The organism is Bacillus alkalicellulosilyticus (assembly GCF_002019795.1).
GTDB classification, from domain to species: Bacteria; Bacillota; Bacilli; order Bacillales; family Bacillaceae_F; genus Bacillus_AO; species Bacillus_AO alkalicellulosilyticum.
On sequence record NZ_KV917381.1, the window covers coordinates 2825080 to 2844576 of the forward strand.

At 35.8% G+C, this 19497-nt stretch carries 21 protein-coding genes; 7 read left to right on the forward strand and 14 right to left on the reverse strand.

Annotated features, from left to right (window positions below):
• Nucleotides 1-55: 55 nt before the first annotated feature.
• The 4 genes from BK585_RS14055 to BK585_RS14070 form a co-directional block, all read right to left on the reverse strand.
• Nucleotides 56-1243 carry an alpha/beta hydrolase gene (locus BK585_RS14055; RefSeq protein ID WP_078554142.1) on the reverse strand — a complete coding sequence of 396 codons (1188 nt, stop codon included), beginning with the start codon at nt 1241-1243 and terminating at the stop codon, nt 56-58.
• A gap of 512 nt (nt 1244-1755) precedes the next feature.
• Nucleotides 1756-2343: an SIMPL domain-containing protein gene (locus BK585_RS14060; RefSeq protein WP_281248956.1), complete on the reverse strand. Its 588-nt coding sequence runs from the start codon at nt 2341-2343 to the stop codon at nt 1756-1758.
• Between the two features lie 201 nt (nt 2344-2544).
• A complete protein-coding gene (locus BK585_RS14065; protein ID WP_078554145.1) occupies nt 2545-2835 on the reverse strand; it encodes a HesB/YadR/YfhF family protein in 291 nt (96 codons plus the stop codon).
• Nucleotides 2836-3044: 209 nt separating this feature from the next.
• Complete coding sequence (locus BK585_RS14070) at nt 3045-3329, reverse strand: hypothetical protein (protein ID WP_078554146.1); 285 nt, start codon at nt 3327-3329, stop codon at nt 3045-3047.
• Nucleotides 3330-3443: 114 nt separating this feature from the next.
• Between BK585_RS14070 and BK585_RS14075 the strand changes: the two genes are divergently transcribed.
• Nucleotides 3444-4079, forward strand: coding sequence for a YesL family protein (locus BK585_RS14075; protein WP_078554147.1), 636 nt, complete (start codon nt 3444-3446; stop codon nt 4077-4079).
• Nucleotides 4080-4129: 50 nt separating this feature from the next.
• Here BK585_RS14075 and BK585_RS14080 read toward each other — a convergent pair whose 3' ends face one another.
• The 4 genes from BK585_RS14080 to queF all read right to left on the reverse strand — a co-directional run bounded on the left by BK585_RS14080 (nt 4130) and on the right by queF (nt 8096).
• Nucleotides 4130-4957, reverse strand: a complete 828-nt coding sequence (locus BK585_RS14080; RefSeq protein ID WP_078554148.1) for a carbohydrate ABC transporter permease — start codon at nt 4955-4957, stop codon at nt 4130-4132.
• Nucleotides 4958-4969: 12 nt separating this feature from the next.
• Nucleotides 4970-5848 (reverse strand): carbohydrate ABC transporter permease, encoded by an 879-nt coding sequence (locus tag BK585_RS14085; protein ID WP_078554149.1) that lies wholly within the window; start codon nt 5846-5848, stop codon nt 4970-4972.
• Between the two features lie 180 nt (nt 5849-6028).
• Nucleotides 6029-7354 carry an extracellular solute-binding protein gene (locus BK585_RS14090; RefSeq protein WP_078554150.1) on the reverse strand — a complete coding sequence of 442 codons (1326 nt, stop codon included), beginning with the start codon at nt 7352-7354 and terminating at the stop codon, nt 6029-6031.
• A gap of 244 nt (nt 7355-7598) precedes the next feature.
• Nucleotides 7599-8096, reverse strand: a complete 498-nt coding sequence (queF, locus tag BK585_RS14095; RefSeq protein WP_078554151.1) for a preQ(1) synthase — start codon at nt 8094-8096, stop codon at nt 7599-7601.
• A 156-nt stretch (nt 8097-8252) separates the two neighbouring features.
• Here queF and BK585_RS14100 point away from each other — a divergent pair, with 156 nt between their 5' ends.
• Nucleotides 8253-8777, forward strand: a complete 525-nt coding sequence (locus tag BK585_RS14100) for a ribonuclease H-like YkuK family protein (protein WP_078554152.1) — start codon at nt 8253-8255, stop codon at nt 8775-8777.
• A gap of 112 nt (nt 8778-8889) precedes the next feature.
• The gene (locus tag BK585_RS24635) at nt 8890-9018 is read left to right on the forward strand and encodes a hypothetical protein (protein WP_281248916.1); all 129 of its coding nucleotides are present in this window, start codon (nt 8890-8892) and stop codon (nt 9016-9018) included.
• A gap of 269 nt (nt 9019-9287) precedes the next feature.
• On the opposite strand, the gene BK585_RS14110 is transcribed toward BK585_RS24635, so the two are convergent.
• Nucleotides 9288-10010 carry a DUF2225 domain-containing protein gene (locus BK585_RS14110; RefSeq protein ID WP_078554154.1) on the reverse strand — a complete coding sequence of 241 codons (723 nt, stop codon included), beginning with the start codon at nt 10008-10010 and terminating at the stop codon, nt 9288-9290.
• A 136-nt stretch (nt 10011-10146) separates the two neighbouring features.
• Between BK585_RS14110 and BK585_RS14115 the strand changes: the two genes are divergently transcribed.
• Nucleotides 10147-11247 (forward strand): alanine racemase, encoded by a 1101-nt coding sequence (locus BK585_RS14115; protein WP_078554155.1) that lies wholly within the window; start codon nt 10147-10149, stop codon nt 11245-11247.
• A gap of 131 nt (nt 11248-11378) precedes the next feature.
• Here the strand turns inward: BK585_RS14115 and BK585_RS14120 are convergent, their stop codons facing one another.
• Nucleotides 11379-11579: a hypothetical protein gene (locus BK585_RS14120; protein ID WP_078554156.1), complete on the reverse strand. Its 201-nt coding sequence runs from the start codon at nt 11577-11579 to the stop codon at nt 11379-11381.
• Between the two features lie 133 nt (nt 11580-11712).
• Here BK585_RS14120 and BK585_RS14125 point away from each other — a divergent pair, with 133 nt between their 5' ends.
• Complete coding sequence (locus BK585_RS14125) at nt 11713-12357, forward strand: cobalamin B12-binding domain-containing protein (protein WP_078554158.1); 645 nt, start codon at nt 11713-11715, stop codon at nt 12355-12357.
• Between the two features lie 14 nt (nt 12358-12371).
• Nucleotides 12372-13010: a hypothetical protein gene (locus tag BK585_RS14130; RefSeq protein ID WP_078554160.1), complete on the forward strand. Its 639-nt coding sequence runs from the start codon at nt 12372-12374 to the stop codon at nt 13008-13010.
• A 41-nt stretch (nt 13011-13051) separates the two neighbouring features.
• Here the strand turns inward: BK585_RS14130 and BK585_RS14135 are convergent, their stop codons facing one another.
• From BK585_RS14135 to BK585_RS14145, 3 genes are all read right to left on the reverse strand, one after another.
• A complete protein-coding gene (locus tag BK585_RS14135; RefSeq protein ID WP_170885595.1) occupies nt 13052-16627 on the reverse strand; it encodes a CheR family methyltransferase in 3576 nt (1191 codons plus the stop codon).
• 186 nt (nt 16628-16813) lie between these two features.
• A complete protein-coding gene (locus BK585_RS14140; protein ID WP_078554162.1) occupies nt 16814-17293 on the reverse strand; it encodes a chemotaxis protein CheW in 480 nt (159 codons plus the stop codon).
• Between the two features lie 104 nt (nt 17294-17397).
• On the reverse strand, nt 17398-18174 hold the full coding sequence (locus BK585_RS14145; protein ID WP_078554163.1) for an ABC transporter ATP-binding protein: 777 nt from the start codon (nt 18172-18174) through the stop codon (nt 17398-17400).
• Between the two features lie 106 nt (nt 18175-18280).
• Between BK585_RS14145 and BK585_RS24075 the strand changes: the two genes are divergently transcribed.
• The gene (locus BK585_RS24075) at nt 18281-18439 is read left to right on the forward strand and encodes a hypothetical protein (protein ID WP_170885596.1); all 159 of its coding nucleotides are present in this window, start codon (nt 18281-18283) and stop codon (nt 18437-18439) included.
• On the opposite strand, the gene BK585_RS14150 is transcribed toward BK585_RS24075, so the two are convergent.
• Nucleotides 18418-19344, reverse strand: coding sequence for a dipeptidase (locus BK585_RS14150; RefSeq protein WP_078554164.1), 927 nt, complete (start codon nt 19342-19344; stop codon nt 18418-18420). The two genes, BK585_RS24075 and BK585_RS14150, sit on opposite strands and share 22 nt — an antisense overlap.
• Nucleotides 19345-19497: the final 153 nt, after the last annotated feature.

Sequence of the window (19497 nt, forward strand, 5' to 3'; positions counted from 1 at the left end):
TTCATGCCATGTCCGAAGCATAAAAAACGCGAGAGCCACTGGTGCCTCGCGTTTTTTAATATCGAAGTGGAAATATTGTTGTCACTTGTTTTCCTAATAAAAAACTTGCAATGACGTAGGCTTCAACTTGCTCCTTTAGCTTTTGATTGGCTCCATCAAAAACCTTTAATTCATATGTTCCATCATTTATTTGTTGTTCTTCTTTAAATTGGTCTCGTAAAAAAATTGAGGTTTGTGCAAGCCCATGTTTCCCTGTCTCCATTACCTCAAAAAAAGATATAAATCCATGCATGACTCCATTGTATCTGTAGGCTTTTACCGGTACTCCATGTTGTGCCAAGTGTTCTGCATAGGCTTCTCCTTCATCTCGTAACGGGTCAAACTCTGCCGTGATTATAAAAGTAGGTGGCAAGTCAGAGACATTCGCATTTAACGGTGAAGAATAAGGACTTGACCACATTGACTCTTCAGGAATATAGCGGTCTCTTGCAAGAGTCATGACACGACGAGAAAGCAAATAATAGCCACTATCATATCTTTCACGTGACGGCAGCGCCATATCATGAAACGTCGTAAGTGGATAGTACAACACTTGAGCTGATAATGGAGGTCCGTTATAATCTCTCGTCATTATCGCAACAGCAGTGGCAATATTCCCCCCGGCACTATCTCCAACAACAGCCATTTTTTTGTTGTCTCCTTGAAAAGTTTCTGCCTGTTCATATGCCCATACTAACGAATCGTAGCTATCCTCGATTGCTGTCGGGAAAACATACGTAGGGGCTAGTCGATACCCCACTAAAATGACAATACTTTTTGTGCGTACAGCTAACGCACGAGCTATATTATCATGAGTATCAATATTACCATAGCCTTCTAAGAAAGCCCCACCATGGTAATACATAATAACGGGAAAAGGACCTTCACCAATCGGTTTATACATTCTTCCTTTTATTGATGATCCATCCCGAACAGGTATTGAAATATCTTCCCGTCGAATGGACGAAACCCCTGGGCCTGCTAAAAAACTAGGGCGTTTAATATCAGGTGTGACTAGATTTTTATTCACTGCGTGGAGAACAACAGCTGTCTTAGGAGGAAGCTTACCTTCCGCTGTTGTTGACCATTGTTGAACAGAAAGAAATACAACTATGTTAAAGGTAAGAAGAAGGAAAACTACAAACAAACAGCTATTCCTCACAATTGAAAGCGCTTTCTTTCTTGGTTTCACCTTTACCAACATGTGGTCTCCCTCCTTTTCTATTATTATATCAGAATAACCATAAGAAAGTTCTGACTTTTTATAGATTTTTACACACTTTTTTAGAATTATATGTACTCTTCACAGCCCTATGTTATTATTACCAAAAAGCTCAAGACAAGACAGACTAATTCCTTCCACTTTTATGTAAGAAAGCCGCTAAGCGGTTTATTGGAATCATTTGCGAGCATCTACTCTTCTTTGGTTTACCTTTTACTTTTTTCTAAAAGGAATCGACAAAAAAAAGACCGCCTCTTCCCACTGAGAAAGAGACAGTCTTTTCGTTTTTTTATTTCTCTGCCATTTTTAACATCATAAAAGATAAAGCTACACTTACGATCATTGCTAAAAAACTAATACCGAGAATTGCTGCAACAGCACCACCCATGGTATCACTCCTTACTCGTTCAATTTACTATTTACACTATGATAATAGTAACATATATTGACGAGTCTTTACACACAAAATGTGACAAAAAAATGAATGGGAATTTCTACAAGTACTCATATATGACAGAAACCGTAGCTTCTACCGATAACTCTTGGACATAAATCGGTGGTGCACCATGAAAAAGTTCCTGTGCTCTCAGAGAAGAAGCCATCATCGGAGTAGCTTCTATGACCTTAGTTGGTGGCTGAATTAGTTGCGCCCCGATAGAGAGAGCCATCGTTTCAGCTTTTTCTCTAGCGTTCTCTAAAGCTTTCTGTAAAGCCTGTTGATACACTTTTTCATGATTTGATAATGTAAACTCCATGGTCCTTGCAATATTTGCTCCCGCTTCAATAGCTGATTGATAAATTAGTCCAGCTATTGAAATATCGGTAAATCGCACTTCTAAAATATGTTCAACTTCATAACGAACAAGTGTTGCTCCATTTGAGTAATCATACACCGGTCTCACAAAAAAACTTTTCGTTTCAATGTCTGACTCATTTATCCCAATCTGTGTCCAAGCTGAAACTATAGCCTGGGAAATGAGTGTATTTTGTTGAAGTGCTATGTTAACATCTTCATCAGAAGTTACAACACCAATATCTGCTTTACCTTGATCTGGCTGCGCTGTCACTACTCCTCTGCCCACTACCTCGAGGTGCTGAGCGTCTTTTTTATTTATAGGAGGCAAAACCTTTCCACTTCCTTTGTTTTTTAACAGTATATGTATTGTTTTTCACTACGCCTATTGTCCAAAATAAAAAAAAAAATATAGTGTAACGGTTACAGACTTTATTTAACAAAAAAAGAGAATTCAATAGTCTTTTTAAGACCAATGAACTCCCACCCCTCATTCCCCGTGCACAAACTCAATTTCCTCTTTTTTACGACTATATTTAATTTTTACGTTTTGGTTTTTAAAGTACCATAAATCTTCTTCTTCAATGTAAAACGTAACACCTTCAACATCAGTATCAACTGCTTTATGTTTTGGGAACTCCTTCACCAATCCTAAAGAAAATCCCTTTTGGATATCTCCACATCCACCATAGCGAACGAAGAGTCTCATATAGTCATCCTCATCTAAATCAAATTCCTCTTTAAACCACTGAAAAGCTGGTTTTGTCACTTCAATTTCCATGTGTTAGCCCTCCTATTACCGATAATCCAATGTTTCAGGATCCAAACTATTCATTCATGAGATTGTAATTTAATTGCCTCAGTCATCAAAAAAACTTGCTTACCACATTTATATTTTAGCACACCTTATTGTAACCGGTACAATTTAGACTTAGTACAGAAAAAAAAGAAGAGAACTAGGCGATATTCCTCCTCGTTCTCTTCTTAGGATTATCTATTTTGTAAATAGACATCAATGATTTGTTGCACTCTCTGTTCTTCATTTGTCTTTATATTATAATGATCTCCTGTTAATTCAGTTGAAATGTCATTGACTCCTTGTTTTTTAATAAAGTCCACAATGTCATTGACGCTACCATTTTGGGTCATCACTAATTTTTTTCCAATATAGTGCTCATTTACAAAGATATCGTAGCTTTCATTCCCATTTTTTAATGAAAGTGGATCGTCCCCTAAAAATCCTGGTGGGAATGCATTTTGATTATATGTCTCCATTCTTCTCACTCCTATCTTATCTTGTCTTTAGTTTTCACCAAACCGAATGAATTCTATGTGTAAAACCCATAAAAAGACTCATACTATAGATATGTAAACTTAGGAGTTGATAGGATGAATGTAGCACATACCTATTTTTATAAAATTTGTGAATGGATTATGCGTTTAGCTTTGGTTAATCTTTTATGGTTATCTTTTACTATTCTAGGCCTTGTTGTCTTGGGAATAGTTCCTTCTACTATCGCAATGTATACTATTGTACGCAAATGGGTTATGGGAGAAACTGATATTCGAATACTTCGGACTTTTTGGGGTACTTATAAGCGAGAGTGGCTTAAAAGTAACCGCTTAGGCATGATTCTAGGCGCTATTTCCGCTTTTATTGCCGTAGAGTACTGGATCATATATAACGTTCAAGAACCACTCATTCAGTTAAGTAAATACCCTTTACTTCTTATATTTATTTGCTTTATCTTGCTCTTACTTTATGTGTTTCCTACATACGTTCATTATGATGTAAACGTGAGACAGGTACTTAAAAATTCCTTTTTAATTATGATTATAAACCCGGCTTATAATCTCGTTATCCTGTTAGGACTCCTTCTTGTTTACTTAAGCCTTACTATCGTTCCAGCACTCCTGTTATTTTTCGGTGGAAGTGTCAGTGCATTTGTTATTATGTGGGGCTGTTATCAAAGCTTCTTAAGGGTGGAACAGAAAAAAGAACGAAACAGAACATTATCGGAATAACTTAAGGTGGACAAACGGTTGTATTTACCATTTGTCCACCCCTTTTTCTATTATCCTTTAACAGCGCCTGCTGCAATTCCCTCAACAATTTTATTACTAAGGAAAAAGAATGCAATTAATATCGGTAAAATACTGATGACAAGTGTCGCTCCAATCGCTCCCCAATCCGTAGAGTATTGACCAATAAAGTTCTGGATCCCAACGGTTAGTGTCTTATAACTATCTGAACGAATGAATGTATTAATAAACACAAATTCATTCCAGTTGTAAATCATGTTAATAATGACAACTGTTGAGATAACAGGTAACGACATAGGTAAAGTAATTTGAAAGAAAATCCGATGAATCGAACATCCATCAATAACCGCTGCCTCTTCAATTTCTCTAGGTAACGTATAATAAAAGCCTAGTAAAATCATAATGGTTATCGGCAAGTTAAAAGCCGTATAGGTTAGTATGATCGCCAATGGATGGTCAATGAGATTCACACGTAAGAAAAAGCTAAACAAAGGAATAAGTGTGGAGTGAACTGGAATCATTAACCCGAGCATGAATAGTCCAAGAACTAAGTTATTTAATTTCCAATTCATCCTTGTAATTGCAAAAGTAACAAAGCTAGAGAAAAGTACAGTTAAAGCAACTGCGACTACGGTAATCCAAACACTGTTGAAAAAATACAGTCCTATATTACCATTCGTCCAAACCGTGACATAGTTCTCCCATCGAGGTTCCATTGGTAAAGCAAAAGGAGAAGCATTAAACACCTCTGCATTGGATTTCAAGGAGAATTTAACGAGCCAGACCAACGGATAAATTTGAATTACAGCGATTACACCAAGCACAATGTACAGAATTGTATATCCTACTCTGTTATTCACGTTCCTGCCCCCTTAATACTGTATTTCTTCCTTCGTTGCTGTTAATTTTCGAATGAGCAGCGTAGCAAGAAGGCATAGCAATAATAAATAAAACCCAACAGCACTTCCATAACCAAAGTTATAGCTACCAAAAGCTTGTTTATACATATAAGATGCTATAACTTCACTTGCTCCAAACGGCCCTCCACCTGTCATGACATAGATAAGGTCAAAATATTTCAATGAACCAACAATCGCAAGAATAATCGTTACTTTTATTACTCCCATAATTAAAGGAAGTTTTATTTTGGTTGCAATTTGAATGGCATTTGCCCCGTCAATTTTAGCCGCTTCAACAATCGATTCAGGTATATTTTTTAGCGCTGCATAATAAATCAAAATATAAAATCCTGCATATTGCCAAATGATTGCAACAAAAATGGCAAGTAGCACGAGATTTCGGTCACCAAGCCAGGCAGGAGGATTATTTACTCCAATGGAAAACAGAAAACTATTGATTAACCCGTTTGTTGGGTGATAAATCTTCAGCCAAAGTTGTGCAATCGCCACCGAAGAAAGGAGCATAGGAATTAAATAAATCTTCCGTAACATGTTGGCTCCTTTAATTTTTGTTGCAAGAACAAGTGATACAGCCAAGTAGCCAATTAGACTTATTGCTGAAAACACTGCTAGCAGAAATGAATTCACTACACTTCTCCAAAACTGTTGGTCGCTTAAAAGTCTAATGTAATTATCTAAGCCGATAAAAGTCATTTCACCAATTCCATTCCATCTCATAAGCCCATAGTAGCCTGTTAAAAAGATAGGAATGTAAATTAGAACCATAATTAAAAGTAACGCTGGTAAAACATACAGTGTGATAACCCACTTATTTGACATTACTTTATTCATAACTTCAATCCCTTTTCTTCACGAAATTTTTTAAGCAAAACGGCAAAGCCGTTTTTAATTGCGATGAGCGAATCCACCGCCTTCTTGAACTTTCCATGACATCTATGAGCAACTCCTATTTTCATACTTTTTAAAAAAGGACATATCTTAAGTTGATATGTCCTTTTTTTTGTATAAAGCTTATCCTTCAGTTGCTAAAGCTTCTTCATGTCTTCTTGCAAATTCTTCAGGTGTGATATCCTTACCAAATAGAGCTTGTACCATATCCAAGTGTGTTTGAGCAGCTCCAGCGCTCATTTGAACATCTGCATATAATGTGATATTGCTGGCATTTCCTAATTCATCTAATATTTCAATATACATGTCAGGTAAGTCTACATTATCCGTATCAACTACAGTAGCCGGGATGACACCTGCTTCTGTAACTGCTCGCTCACCCCATTTGTCCACGAAGAATGCACTAAATTCTTTTGCTGCTTCTTGAACTTGAGAGTGCTCAGAAACGAATAATCCTACCCCTGGTCCACCAACAAAGCTATTGATGTCCCCTTCGCCACCTTCAACAACCGGGAATTTAAAGAAACCTATAGAATCTCTAAATTCTTGGGGTACATCTTCATTTGTTGTATAGTTAGGTAATTCCCAAGTTCCCATCATATACATCGCTGCTTGCTCATTCATAAATGGACCTTTGGCCTCTTCATTACCTAGACCATTAAAACCACGAACAAATGCATTCATGTCTACTAAGTTTTGGATTTCCTGTGCAGCCTGGATAAGACCTTCGTTTTCAAACGTGTCCTCACGGTTAATCGCTTGTGTTAACGTATCCGGACCAGCAATACGGTCTGCAAGATACATATACCACATTGAACCTGTCCATGGTTCTCTGTTACCAACCGTAATTGGTGTAACACCAGCCTCTTGTAAAGTGGTAACTACATTTTTGAATTCTTCGTATGTTTCTGGTACCTCTAGATTATGTTCTGCAAAAATGTTTTTGTTGTAATAAATTGGTGCAATGTTTAATTCAAGTGGTAACCCATAAGTTATCCCCTCTGAAGCAAATGCTTCAGTTGTTCCTGGAACAAATTCATTATCGATTTGTTCTAACGTATCATCAAGAGATGCAAACATATTCCCTTCAAGGAATGGCTCCATGTACCCTGCAGCCCAAGTTAAACCAACATCTGGTAACTGTCTAGATGATGCTAAAACGGTCATCGTTTCCTTGTACTGCTCATTAGACATAATCTCTGTTTCAACTCGAACATTTGGATTTTGCTCTTCATATTCAGCAATGATGTCAGCAACTATTTGGTTATGCGCAGCCGCACTACCTGCTGGCCATAAATGCATGAAATTAATCGTAACCTGTTCTCCTCCACCTGCATCTGCTCCAGTTCCATCAGTATCCGGAGTCGCCGGTGGTGTTTCCTCCTGTGCTCCACACCCTCCTAAGATAATGGAAAATGCTAGTAAGATAACTCCTATTTTCTTAAACACAAAATTGCCCCCTTTTACGATTTCTAATGACAAAAGCAGTCTTTAGAAACTTTTCTTGTTTATTTTGACAATCCTATTTTCCTCAAATTTTCTCAATTTATGCTTGTTTTTGTTATGTAGTCAAGAATTCACTCAAGTAACCATTATTCATACACAACAAAAAAGGACGCCATTTAGGCATCCAATGAGTAGTTTCTATTTTATTGATTTCCATATTTTTTCTATTTACTTGTGACTGTAACAATTACCGATTATCAATCGTCTCTGGGTTCAAATCATGGTTCATGAGTCGATACTCCGCCATTTGTTCGTACTTTGTACCTGGCTTTCCGTAATTGGTATATGGGTCAATTGAAATTCCACCACGTGGAGTGAATTTTCCCCATACTTCAATATAACGTGGGTCCATCAGTTTAATGAGATCATTCATAATGATGTTCATGCAATCCTCATGAAAATCTCCATGATTACGAAAGCTAAATAAATAAAGCTTTAATGACTTACTTTCAACCATTAATATGTCTGGAATGTAGCTTATATAAATCGTTGCAAAGTCGGGTTGTCCAGTTTTAGGGCAAAGACTTGTAAATTCTGGACAATTAAATTTCACAAAATAATCTCGATTGGAGTGTTTATTTTCAAACGCTTCAAGGATTGATGGGTTATATTCATACGTATAAGGAACATTTTCCTTCCCTAACATTGTAACTCCTTGTAATTCATCGTCATGTCTTCCACTCATGTTGTATTCCTCCTATTCCATAACAGCTTAACTAAAACTATACCACATAACAATCTAATTTTCTCGGCAAAACTGTTCCAAATGCGTTAACGCATAGGATAAGCATTTACAAGCATACACATAAAGTAACAACTGAAAAATTAAAGGGGGTATGAGATGGAACAGATATACTCTTTCCATAATATTTCTGAAAAAAACATGACCTTTCTAGACGTTTTTTCCCATATTCACTCCTTTATGAATTCAAAACCAAACGGACATTATCGTTTAATGATAGGAACAGATTCACAAGTATATAGTCGCCACACACGCTTTATCACAGGTATTGTCATTCGAAGAGAAGGCAATGGTGCATGGGCTTGTCTTCGCAAAGTCGATATACCTGAACGAATAGAAGATCTTCACAAAAAGATTTCAATCGAAACAGAGTTAACCGAACACGTCGCTCAACTGTTTACACCCCATTATAAAAAAGAACTTATTTCTATCATTCTTCCTCACATCAAAGATGGTTGTTCTTTCTCTTTTGAAGGTCACATTGATATTGGCTTAGGCGAGAAAAACAAGACAAAGATATATGTAGAAGAAATGATGGACCGTTTACAAGCTCTTGGTATGAAACCACTAGTAAAACCTGAATCATTTGTTGCCTTTTCGTATGCCAACCGGCACACTAAATAACACCATAGGATGAAAAATTTAGGCTTGTTCAATTCTTGCACAAAGGAAACATTTTTACACTCGGAGAATATTGTAGTATTACAACAACAATATAACCTGGAGGGTGGTCTACATGTCGAACAAAAAAAAGATTGCCGGCTATACCGTCATTTGTAACAAGCTTGGAATTTTAAATAAAGAACAAACTAATAATGTACTCAATCAATTAAGTAAACCTGCAAGAAAGAAAAAAAAGATATAATATAAAAATGGTGCCATTATTGATAATAAGGATTCATGTTTCCATTAAGTGAATATTTTCTGATAGTAGGTAAAGGGGCTGGTACAGAACTAGCTAAAGCATCTGCACTGGCTTCACTCGCCACAAATCCCGTTGTGAGAAACCCACTCACTTCAGCAAGTTGTGAAAAAAGACTCACAACTTGCTTTAAGTGATAGTGGCGGTTTCGCACATTGCTTAAAGGGTGAGACAAAAGGTAAAATACAACCTTTTGTCTCACCCTCTTTTTTTCACGAGATATTTTGTTGATTTTGCCATTCGATTTCTCGTTGTTGTTCCCTCATGACTTGCCACTGTTCTTTTGCCATTTTAATGTATTTCAAATCTCTTGTATCATCTTCTAAATACAATAGCTGTGAAAAATAACTTCCGGCTTTTTGAAATTGACCAAGTCTTCGGTACAATTCACCGATGATATACGTTAATTGAATTAAGCTCATATCAGTTTCCTGATAATCTCCAACATAATATGATCTCTCATATGCTTGTAAGGCATAATTCAAGTAACGCTCTTCCTCTTCTTGTTGACCGAGTTTACGATATAACCACATGAGCCGCATATGAAGTCCAGCCATTACAATTTCACGTTCCTCTTTTATTTGACCCGAATACAAAGCTAGCTTGTACGTTTGCAGAGCTTGTTCCAATGTACGGTCATAACTATACCGGTCATTTCCTTTCCAATACGCACTCACCTTTTCTATGACATCTTGCTTTCTCCTTGGATGAAAATACGGATTTGAATCTTCTGTGAAAGCGTATCCACAAGAAGGACAAATGGTTACATAATAATATAAAGGACTTCCGACTTCGTCTTCATATACATATTCGGTATAGAAATCACTTTGCATCGCGCGTGCTTTTTTAAAGCTTGATCGTACTTTTTTCGTAGTAAAGCTCTCTTTACACAACAAGCAATCAACTTTTTTTTCAAATAGAGGTTCTACCGTCATGTAACTCCCCTCCTTTTACTTTTATTATAACACTATTTTCACAAACTAGGAATATAAAATTACGACCATTTACCTATTAACTTTAGACTCTATCTTCCCCCATACTAAAATAAGTAAAAAGAAAGGATTGTTGAACATGGATTTTTCCCAGTTAGATACCCCTTCATTACTGTTAGACTTAGAAAAACTCGAAACAAATATAGAAAAAATCGCTTTATTTGCCCAAAGTCAAGGCATTGGCTTGCGTCCGCACATAAAAACACATAAATCAGTTCGCATTGCAAAGATGCAACTTTCAAAAGGGGCTGTCGGTATCACTGTTGCAAAGCTATCTGAAGCTGAAGAAATGGTGAAGGGTGGAATTACAAATATTTTAATCGCTTATCCAATTGCTAGTAAACAAAAGCTAGAACGCCTCTCTCACTTACTTCGCAGGGCTTCTATTATTATTACAGCCGATAGTGTTGAACAAGTAGAGTGTCTTGAACAGTTTTTTTCAAGTAAATCTTTGAATGTAACCCTTTGGATAAAGGTAAATAGTGGTTTAAATCGGTGCGGGGTCGAACCTGGAGAAGAAGTCATTGAATTGGCAAGAAGGATTAATTCATCTCAACACCTTACACTAACAGGGATTTTCACTCATGCAGGTCATGCTTATGGGGCCAAAAGTATAGAAGAGATTAAGCAAATCGCGAGACAAGAAGCAAAGAGTGTTGTTCAAAGTGCAGATGCTTGTGAAAAAATCGGGATCCCGATTATTCATCGAAGCGTTGGGTCAACTCCTACTTTTACTTATGCTGGAATGTACAAAGGAATTACAGAAATACGACCTGGAAATGCTGCTTTTTTTGATATGGTTCAAGTTAGTCTTGGTGTCGCTAACGTAGAGCAATGTGCTGTTTCTATATTAGCAACTGTAGTTTCTAAGAAAAAAAATCATCTTGTACTTGATGCAGGAAGTAAAGCGTTAACGCTTGAAAAGGGTGCACATGGGAATGAAAGCGTGAACGGATACGGTACAATAGTTGGTCACCCAGAGCTTACCCTAAGTCGCTTATCTGAAGAACACGGAGTCGCTACCTTTATCGACTCGACACCACTTGAATTAAATGATGTTGTAACAATTATTCCTAATCATGCTTGTCCCGTTGTAAACCTGTATGAAGTCTATCACGTCATAAAAGACAATACTGTCATTGAAACATGGTCTATTGATGCACGAGGAAAGGTCTATTAATTCTTTTTTTGAAGCACTGAGCGAAGCCACTACCTTTTTTAAGATGTAGCGAGCATTGCCAGTGCTCATCTTTGCACTCGTCGACAAGCCGTCTTGTTGAGGTCACTAACATTAAACCTCTTGCAATCCTTTTATTTATAAGCTTTTCCTTTTGTAAGGACACATGGAACTCCTTTACCAATGGCTCCTGGCTTTTTCATTTTTTCAATATATGCCAGCCCTCTTCTGCATTGTGATTTACATGTAATACAGGTATCTACTGTTACAACCTTCATATTGTATTGGTTCTTATCGATAATGACAATATTTTTCTTACCTTTATTTTTGGACATATCTTTCCCCTCCTTGCAGTAGTTCAATCTATAATATGTAAGTGGAGATTTTTGGTTCCTTCATTTCTAATAGTTTCAAAAATAGAAGAATGTGATTATAATAGAGTTACTATAAATTATTAGGGGTGACGACTTGTTTTCTCATACAGACAAGCTAAGTACAGCATTATTAAAAGGGGATTATTTTACAAGTTGGCATATTATTCAACAACATATAAATGATGGACTCAACACGTATTTTATCTTTGATAACGTCATACGGAACGCAATGTATGAGATTGGTCAAATGTGGGAAGAGAATTTAATAAACGTGGCGGATGAACATCTAGCTACTTCAATATGTGATTATGTACTTACACGATACGGGTTTTCAAATATTAGTCAAACGGGTATACAAAATAGAGCAATGGTATTTTGCATTGAGGGAGAAGACCATTATTTAGGTGCAAAGATGGCAGCAAGTGTCCTACAAGAGGCAGGTTGGCAAGTACAGTATTTAGGTCCTAACCTACCTTTAGAATTTGCTTTATATAGTGCAAGAAAGTGGAAACCTGAAGTTATTGGTTTATCCGTTTCCTTAACTCTCCATCTTCCTAAATTGAAAGAATATATAACCGCATTGGAACAACTACCTCATAAACCAACAGTCATTGTGGGGAGTCGGTTACTTGAAAAATATGATTTCACACCTTATATTACGAAGACAACGGTAACAGCCAACAGAGTGACAGACCTACAGCAATTTATTGAACAACACATGGTAAATGTAAACGAGTAATAGGAGTGGATAGTGTGCATGACTTATTGGAGAATCATCCCGTGCCTTTCTTTATATTAGATAACAATTTAATAATAAAAAGCCTATCAAATACGGCTAAAGCAGTATTTCCAGAAGCAAATTCTTTTATGGAGTTAGTTGATTTAGAGAGCAGAAATAAAGTAAGCTCTTTTTTAAATCAGAAATACAATAATCAATTTGAAGTCAACTTAATCACAAAGTCCGACCCATTGGCTTTGTTTAATCTCTATTCAAATTGGGATGAAGGTACACTTTTAATTGTTTGTATCGAAAAGACGGAAAACGTTCACCACATCATGCAACTCATTTATCGTTTACGTGAACAATTAGAACAAACGAATTTTGAACAATACTCTACAGAACTTAAACGAGATTTGATCCCTACTATACTTAATGTTGATTTACGCGATATGAACAGACTAGCCATAACGGATGTTTCAGGCAGATTAGAAGACCTTCCACAAAAACTAGAGATGATCCAAGAACTAAATAGCATCATAAAACCTGATTTAATCGAAAGTGGAAAAAGCGAATATATGGAATTAATTGAAAAGCATTTAGAAGAAGTAGGCGCTATTATACATTATATTATTGCGATTGCTCCTATTATAAATGAAGAACAAAAAAAATAACGGGTACACTCATTATTACTTGAGTTTCCCGTTATTTTTTTCTATTGTAGGACTGGCAGTGTAATATCAACTGTTGTTCCTTTGTTAAGTTCACTTGAAAATTGCATTAAACCTTTATGATTTTCTATTATTTTATAACTCACCATTAAACCAAGACCAGTTCCTTTTTCCTTGGTTGTGTAAAATGGTTGTCCAATCTTATCTAATCTATCTTCTGGAATCCCTTTTCCTTGGTCAATTACTGTGATAACAATTTGATTTTTATAGTCTTCTTTTCTTACCTTCAACGTAATTTCTCCACCATCAGGCATCGCTTCAATTGAATTTCGAATCAAGTTTATAATAACTTGTTTGATTTCCTTTTCCACACATTGAATTAAAGGTAAGTCTGGTTCAAATTCTGAGTGTATTGTCACATTGTTCATGATCGCCTGTGTTTCAAGCAACATTGTTACATCATTTAACACATTACAAATTTTGGTGTTCTCATATTGAACCACATGCGGCCTTGCTAAAACTAGTAACTCGTTGATGATTGATTCAATTCGATTAAATTCAGATAACATAATCCCAAGATATGAGTTATTTGAATCTCCCTCAGCCTGCATTAGTTGTATAAAACCCTTTAAAGCGGTGAGTGGGTTTCGAATTTCATGAGCAATTCCTGCAGCAAGCTCTCCTAACGCGGATAGCATCTCAGATTTCCTTAATAAGTCCTCTGTTACTTTTTGTTCGGTAATATCCTCTGACACACGCAAGTATTGTGTCACAGTGTCATCACCATTAATGATTGGCAAAAATGAAACTGCCTCCCACTTTAAATTCCCTTCTTGGTCATGGATTTTTGAGGTGCCTGTCCATTTTTCTCCACGTTTTACCGCTTCCCATGAATGTTGGAATATTTCTTTACTTTCATCATCCCTGAACATGTCCTGTAGTGGCTTTCCAAGAACGGTTTCTTTGGAATACCCTACAATTTCTGTGAATTTCGCATTAACATACTCGATGATTCCTTCTTGATTAGTGATAATCATATTGGCTGGAGACTGTTCAATTGCAAAAGAACGTACTAACAACTCATCATTCGTTTTTTTCATTTCTGTAATATCTACAAACGTAATGACAACGCCTTTTATAAAGTTTTCCATTGTCCGGTAAGGATAGATTCTAAGACTGTACCATTTATCATTGTGGCTTTTTACTTCTTTTGTTAAGCGCTTATGTTGCTGTAATACATGTTGTGCATCTACTAATAGGTCTTGATATGCTAGATTGTGCGATATATGAGATAAAGGTCTGCCGATATCAACATCCATTAAATTAATGATTTTTGTAATTTCAGGTGTAAAGCGTTTTATTTTTAGTTCTTCATCTAAAAACACGGTAGCTAAATTTGTACTAATGAGTAGATTATCAATATCATTGTTTAAATCTATAAGCTGCTGGATTTTGGTTTCATGCTCATTATTAACATTTAGAAGTTCATCATTGACTGATTGTAATTCTTCGTTTGAACTTTGTAACTCTTCATTTGCAGCGATTAGCTCTTCATTGGTAGATTGATATTCTTCATTTGACGTTTCAAGCTCTTCAATCGTTGTTTGTAAATGTTCTTTTGTAAAAGCAAGTTCATTTTCTAAGTCGAAAATTAATTGTTGAATATTGGTATCTATGTCATAAGAAACTGCCTTTTCAGAAAGCTGATTTTCTTCAATATCTTTTACAGGTTCAAAGGAAACCATAATAAAATCTCCATTTTGTTTTAGAAAAGGTTCAACGATTAAATTAATAACTTCGGTATATGGTCCTTCTTTTATTTTTAGTCTACTATACTCCACTCGCCCTTGTTCTTTACGTGCTTTTTTCAACGCTGTATTAATCGCTACTGAAAAATTAGTAGGAAGCATTTTTAAAATATTATTGGACATATCTCCATGTGGAATTCTCAGAAATTGATTTATATTTCCGCCAGTAACAACAACATCATTTTGACTATCAATGATAATAAAAGGATCCATATATTCTTCAATCAATGATTTATACACTTGGTCAGTCCTTTTATATGAACTCACTTCCATATATCGAGGTAACGACATGTCCCTTACATCATTGCTAGAAGTTCGCTGGTTTTCGTTTTCATTCCTCTGGGCATTTCTACCGTTAATGTTTTTAAATAATTTCCATTTATGGTCAATCGGTTCAAAGACATTTGTTAATTTATTTACAGATTCACTTGGTCCTAGTAACAAATAGCCATATGTTCGTAAAGAAAAGTGAAACATCGATAGAATTTTTTTCTGTAGGTCTGGTTGAAAATAGATTAACATATTACGACAACTGATAAAGTCCAGGTTAACAAATGGTGAATCCTTTGCTATATTATGAGGTGCAAAAATAATCTTATCTCTTATGTTATGGCGAACCTTATATCGGTCCCCATCATGACGAAAGAATCGTTCCATTCTTTCCTGTGAAATGCCTAATACAGAATGAAGAGAATATGTGCCAGTTGAAGCTTTTTTAATGGCATCTTTATCTAAATCTGTTGCAAAAATTTTAAAATTTAGAGATTCTTCAATCTCATCTAAATATTCTGAGAGAATCATAGCTATCGTATAGGCTTCTTCCCCCGTCGAACACCCAGGAACCCATATCCTTATATCTTTTTCTCCACTGTTGATTTTTTGGTTAACGATTTCAGGTATTACTTTTGTTTCTACCAACTCAAACGCTTTTGGGTCTCTAAAAAACTCCGTCACATTAATTAATAGATCATCTTTTAGGAGATTAATTTCATGGGGATTTCCGATGAGAAACTCTTTATACTCATGCAAACTAGTGAAATTTAATTTCCCTAAATTGATGCGTTTTTCGATTCTACGGATGATGCTATTTTTTTTATAGCTTGAAAAATCCACACCGCTTTTACGATTAATAATTGCACAAATTTGCTCGAGTATCTCGTCTGTATTGTCATCTTTAAAGCTTGTATATGTTTTAGAATACAATGGATTAGACAATTCATTCAGCAGGGAAGAAATTTCATGAATCCCTAACACATGGTCAACCTTCCCAGATTGAATAGCATTCGTTGGCATGTCTACAAATTTTGCGGACTTTTCATTTTGTACTATTACGGTCCCACCCGCTTCATATACTGCTTCAATTCCTTTGGTCCCATCCCAACCCTTTCCAGATAAAATAACAGCAACGGCGTTATTCCCTAATTCTTCTGACAAAGAGGTGAAAAACATATCTATCGGAAAATTCATTGGCATTTTTTTGACGTAGTCGGATAATTCAAGAAAACCATTTCGTAATACAACATTTTTTTGTGGTGGAATTAAGTAAATACAGTTTGGTTCCACTTTCATATTATCAGTTGTATAATGAATATCCATCGTTGTCCGCTTAGATAATAAATCCTTCATATGACTTTTATAATTAGGTGATAAATGCTGAACAATAATAAATGACATTCCACTAGTAGGACTGATTGTTTCAAATAATTTTTGTAATACTTCTAAACTACCCGCTGATGCTCCAATTCCTACAACTTTTGAAAAACCTTTCTTTGCCGTACTTTTATTAGTATAGCTATCTAACTTCGTTTTCATCATTCGTCACCTACTCTCTACAAAAAAAAAAATGTGCTTTTTTAAGCACACAAAGCTATTATTTATTCTATTAGTTATTCACAAAATTTTCAATGTGTATCTCTTACATATATTAATGTGGGAGCTGCTATAATTATTTTCTCAAAAAAAAAAACGTAGAATCAATAATGCTTCTACGTTTACGTGTTACGTCAAACTTGAATCTGCATCCAGATCACCAATTATCTTTTCAAAATCTAAGAGTAACGCCATCTCATCTTCAAGCTTTACAATTCCAATCGTTTGAGCTTGGATTCCCTTTGACAAATGACTTGGTTGGTCAATATTATCCACAGAAATTCGATGAATTCTAGATACATTTTGTACATGAAACGCTACTTTAATATCATTTACTTCTGAGATAATAAACTTCTCGAGGTGCTTGTCTATGCTACCTTGAAACAATAAAACCTTTCCTAAGTCAACAACAGGAATGACTTCATCACGAAGTCGAATGACACCCTCAACATAAGGATGGACTGTTGGCGTCTCTGTTATGGGAAGAGGTTGGATAATTTCTCGAACTTGCATTACATTAATACCGAACGTCCCCGTACCGACTTGAAATAAAATGATCTCTAGTTCTATAGACTCACTTTCGATATGATTAAAATTCTTCAAATTCATATTTATCCCCCCAATATGACTATTGTCATCAGTTTATTATCTTTTTATTTTATATGAAAACTATCTTCAAAGACAACCCTTTTTTAGGAATTTAGTACTATTTTTTATTTCACTGTAATCCAAGCCCGTCCTTTACTCCATTGGAGAGAAACGGGAGTTCGAAATACACCTTCTACATTTTTAGCTGTTAGCATTTCCTTTGTCAAACCAGAATCGAACACTTTTCCTCCTTTCATTAACAAACAGTTTGAAAAAGGGGGGAGGATTTCTTCAATGTGATGAGTTACATATAAAATCGTTGGTCCTGTTTTAGTATTCGCAAGTTTTTCAATAGTATTTAACAATTGTTCTCTAGAGTATAGATCTAATCCACTACATGGTTCATCTAAAATAAGAATTTCGGGATCAGACATCCACGCCCTTGCTAGCATTACTTTTTTCTTTTCTCCTTGAGAAAGAAGTCGAAACGGTTCGTCAGCTACATGTTCAATAGAAAAGAGGGTAATCAGTTCTTTTGCTTTATCTATATCTTCTTGTTCGATTTTTTCGTATAACCCTATCGATGCAAACTTCCCACTTAGGATGACATCTATTGCGTGGTCGTTTGGTCTCGAATGAAATCTTTCATCTAATGAAGAGCTAACCCAACCAATCCTTTTTCGAAGCTCTTGGATATTCACTGTTCCGAAGCGGTGACCAAACACATGAACATTTCCCTTCGTTGCCCATTCATACCCGGTAATTAACTTAAGGATAGATGTTTTCCCTGAGCCATTTAACCCTAGTATTGCCCAATGTTCACCTTTATTTACTTTCCAGGAAACGTTATTGACAATCGTTTTTTTACTTTTAACTAATGAAACATTTTCAAGGTATATCATCCTACAAAGCCCCTTTGAAACAGTATACGGTTTTAGCATATATTTTGTAAGCTAGAGTGACCAACTCATCTCCTTATGCATCTTTTATATAAAGGAGGAATATTTTATGATTCTTACTATTACCGTTTTTTTAATATTGTTATTATTAGCTGGTTTACACAAAACCAAGTTCTCCCCAGGCTATGAGGAGTTTCATTTATTTAAGAAACATCACATCAAAGAAGATAAAAAAAAGAAAAAGGATCAATTTGATGGTGGAAGATGATTTAGAAAGTTTTGATAAGCAAATCCCATTACAACATCTTCTTTATAATACTTTAGCAATTCATTCACTAAATTTTGATACTCCCCAGCGTGGGTAAGCTTTGAAACCGTTATCGGAATCCCATCAAAATCAGATCCAAAACAAAGATTATGCTGACCACCTAACGAACAAATGTGATCAATATGATGAATTATATCTTTGAGCTCTGCTTTATCGTTTGTTGTTAAGAAAGTCGGATGAAAAACAGTTCCGATCAAACCATCTTTCTCAACCAATGCTTTAATTTGGGCATCTGATAAATTACGCTTATGGTTACAAAGGGCTTTTGCGTTGGAATGACTTGCGATAGGGTAAGAAGAGAGTTCCATTACATCCCAGAAACCAGCTTCACTTAAATGCGATACATCTGTAAGCACACCATATTCATTATTAAGTTCCACTACTTCCTTTCCCAATACAGTCAATCCTCCGCCTCTTGGCTCTCCCACGCCATCAGCACATAAATTGGCTTGATTCCAAGTCAGCCCGACGGATTTCACGCCTAAATGATAGAGGATTCGTAGTCTAGATAAATCATCACCAATGGAATCTACACCTTCAAGTGTAAGGATTGCTCCTATCTCATTCTCTTTTAGATTCATGATGTCGTTCCAGTCTCTGATCTGCTTCATTTCAGGAAAGGGCTTTAACACTTTTTCGAAAAATAAATCAACTTGAGCTAATGCCGATTGAAACTTTTGTTCATTGTTCAACTCAGGTTCTACAAATATAGCAAAACATTGAATCCAGACGTTTCCTTTCTTGAGCCTATGAAAATTGGTTTCAATATCCGGTGATAAAAAATCTCGAGAACGGTCTTCCCACAATTTCAGTAAGGCGTCGCAATGTGTATCAATCACTCTCATTTGTATCTCCTCATTTCCATACTAGTTACTCCCAAATGTAGCATAACCTACTTGTCTTTTTCCACCATCGTCTATAAAGAGTTTTATCCTTTTTGGGCATGGGCCCAAACAATTGTCAATTTTTTTCATATAGTATGGGTAGAACAATTTCTT

Excerpts from the sequence above, each read along its gene's own strand:
- BK585_RS14150 (WP_078554164.1), bottom strand. The coding sequence starts at position 19,344 with ATGAGAGTGATTGATACACATTGCGACGCCTTACTGAAATTGTGGGAA.
- BK585_RS14100 (WP_078554152.1), top strand. The coding sequence starts at position 8,253 with ATGGAACAGATATACTCTTTCCATAATATTTCTGAAAAAAACATGACC.
- queF (WP_078554151.1), bottom strand. The coding sequence starts at position 8,096 with ATGAGTGGAAGACATGACGATGAATTACAAGGAGTTACAATGTTAGGG.
- BK585_RS14115 (WP_078554155.1), top strand. The coding sequence starts at position 10,147 with ATGGATTTTTCCCAGTTAGATACCCCTTCATTACTGTTAGACTTAGAA.
- BK585_RS14135 (WP_170885595.1), bottom strand. The coding sequence starts at position 16,627 with ATGAAAACGAAGTTAGATAGCTATACTAATAAAAGTACGGCAAAGAAA.
- BK585_RS14110 (WP_078554154.1), bottom strand. The coding sequence starts at position 10,010 with ATGACGGTAGAACCTCTATTTGAAAAAAAAGTTGATTGCTTGTTGTGT.
- BK585_RS14065 (WP_078554145.1), bottom strand. The coding sequence starts at position 2,835 with ATGGAAATTGAAGTGACAAAACCAGCTTTTCAGTGGTTTAAAGAGGAA.
- BK585_RS14145 (WP_078554163.1), bottom strand. The coding sequence starts at position 18,174 with ATGATATACCTTGAAAATGTTTCATTAGTTAAAAGTAAAAAAACGATT.
- BK585_RS14120 (WP_078554156.1), bottom strand. The coding sequence starts at position 11,579 with ATGTCCAAAAATAAAGGTAAGAAAAATATTGTCATTATCGATAAGAAC.
- BK585_RS24075 (WP_170885596.1), top strand. The coding sequence starts at position 18,281 with ATGATTCTTACTATTACCGTTTTTTTAATATTGTTATTATTAGCTGGT.
- BK585_RS14085 (WP_078554149.1), bottom strand. The coding sequence starts at position 5,848 with ATGAATAAAGTAATGTCAAATAAGTGGGTTATCACACTGTATGTTTTA.
- BK585_RS24635 (WP_281248916.1), top strand. The coding sequence starts at position 8,890 with ATGTCGAACAAAAAAAAGATTGCCGGCTATACCGTCATTTGTAACAAG.
- BK585_RS14055 (WP_078554142.1), bottom strand. The coding sequence starts at position 1,243 with ATGTTGGTAAAGGTGAAACCAAGAAAGAAAGCGCTTTCAATTGTGAGG.
- BK585_RS14140 (WP_078554162.1), bottom strand. The coding sequence starts at position 17,293 with ATGAATTTGAAGAATTTTAATCATATCGAAAGTGAGTCTATAGAACTA.
- BK585_RS14070 (WP_078554146.1), bottom strand. The coding sequence starts at position 3,329 with ATGGAGACATATAATCAAAATGCATTCCCACCAGGATTTTTAGGGGAC.
- BK585_RS14075 (WP_078554147.1), top strand. The coding sequence starts at position 3,444 with ATGAATGTAGCACATACCTATTTTTATAAAATTTGTGAATGGATTATG.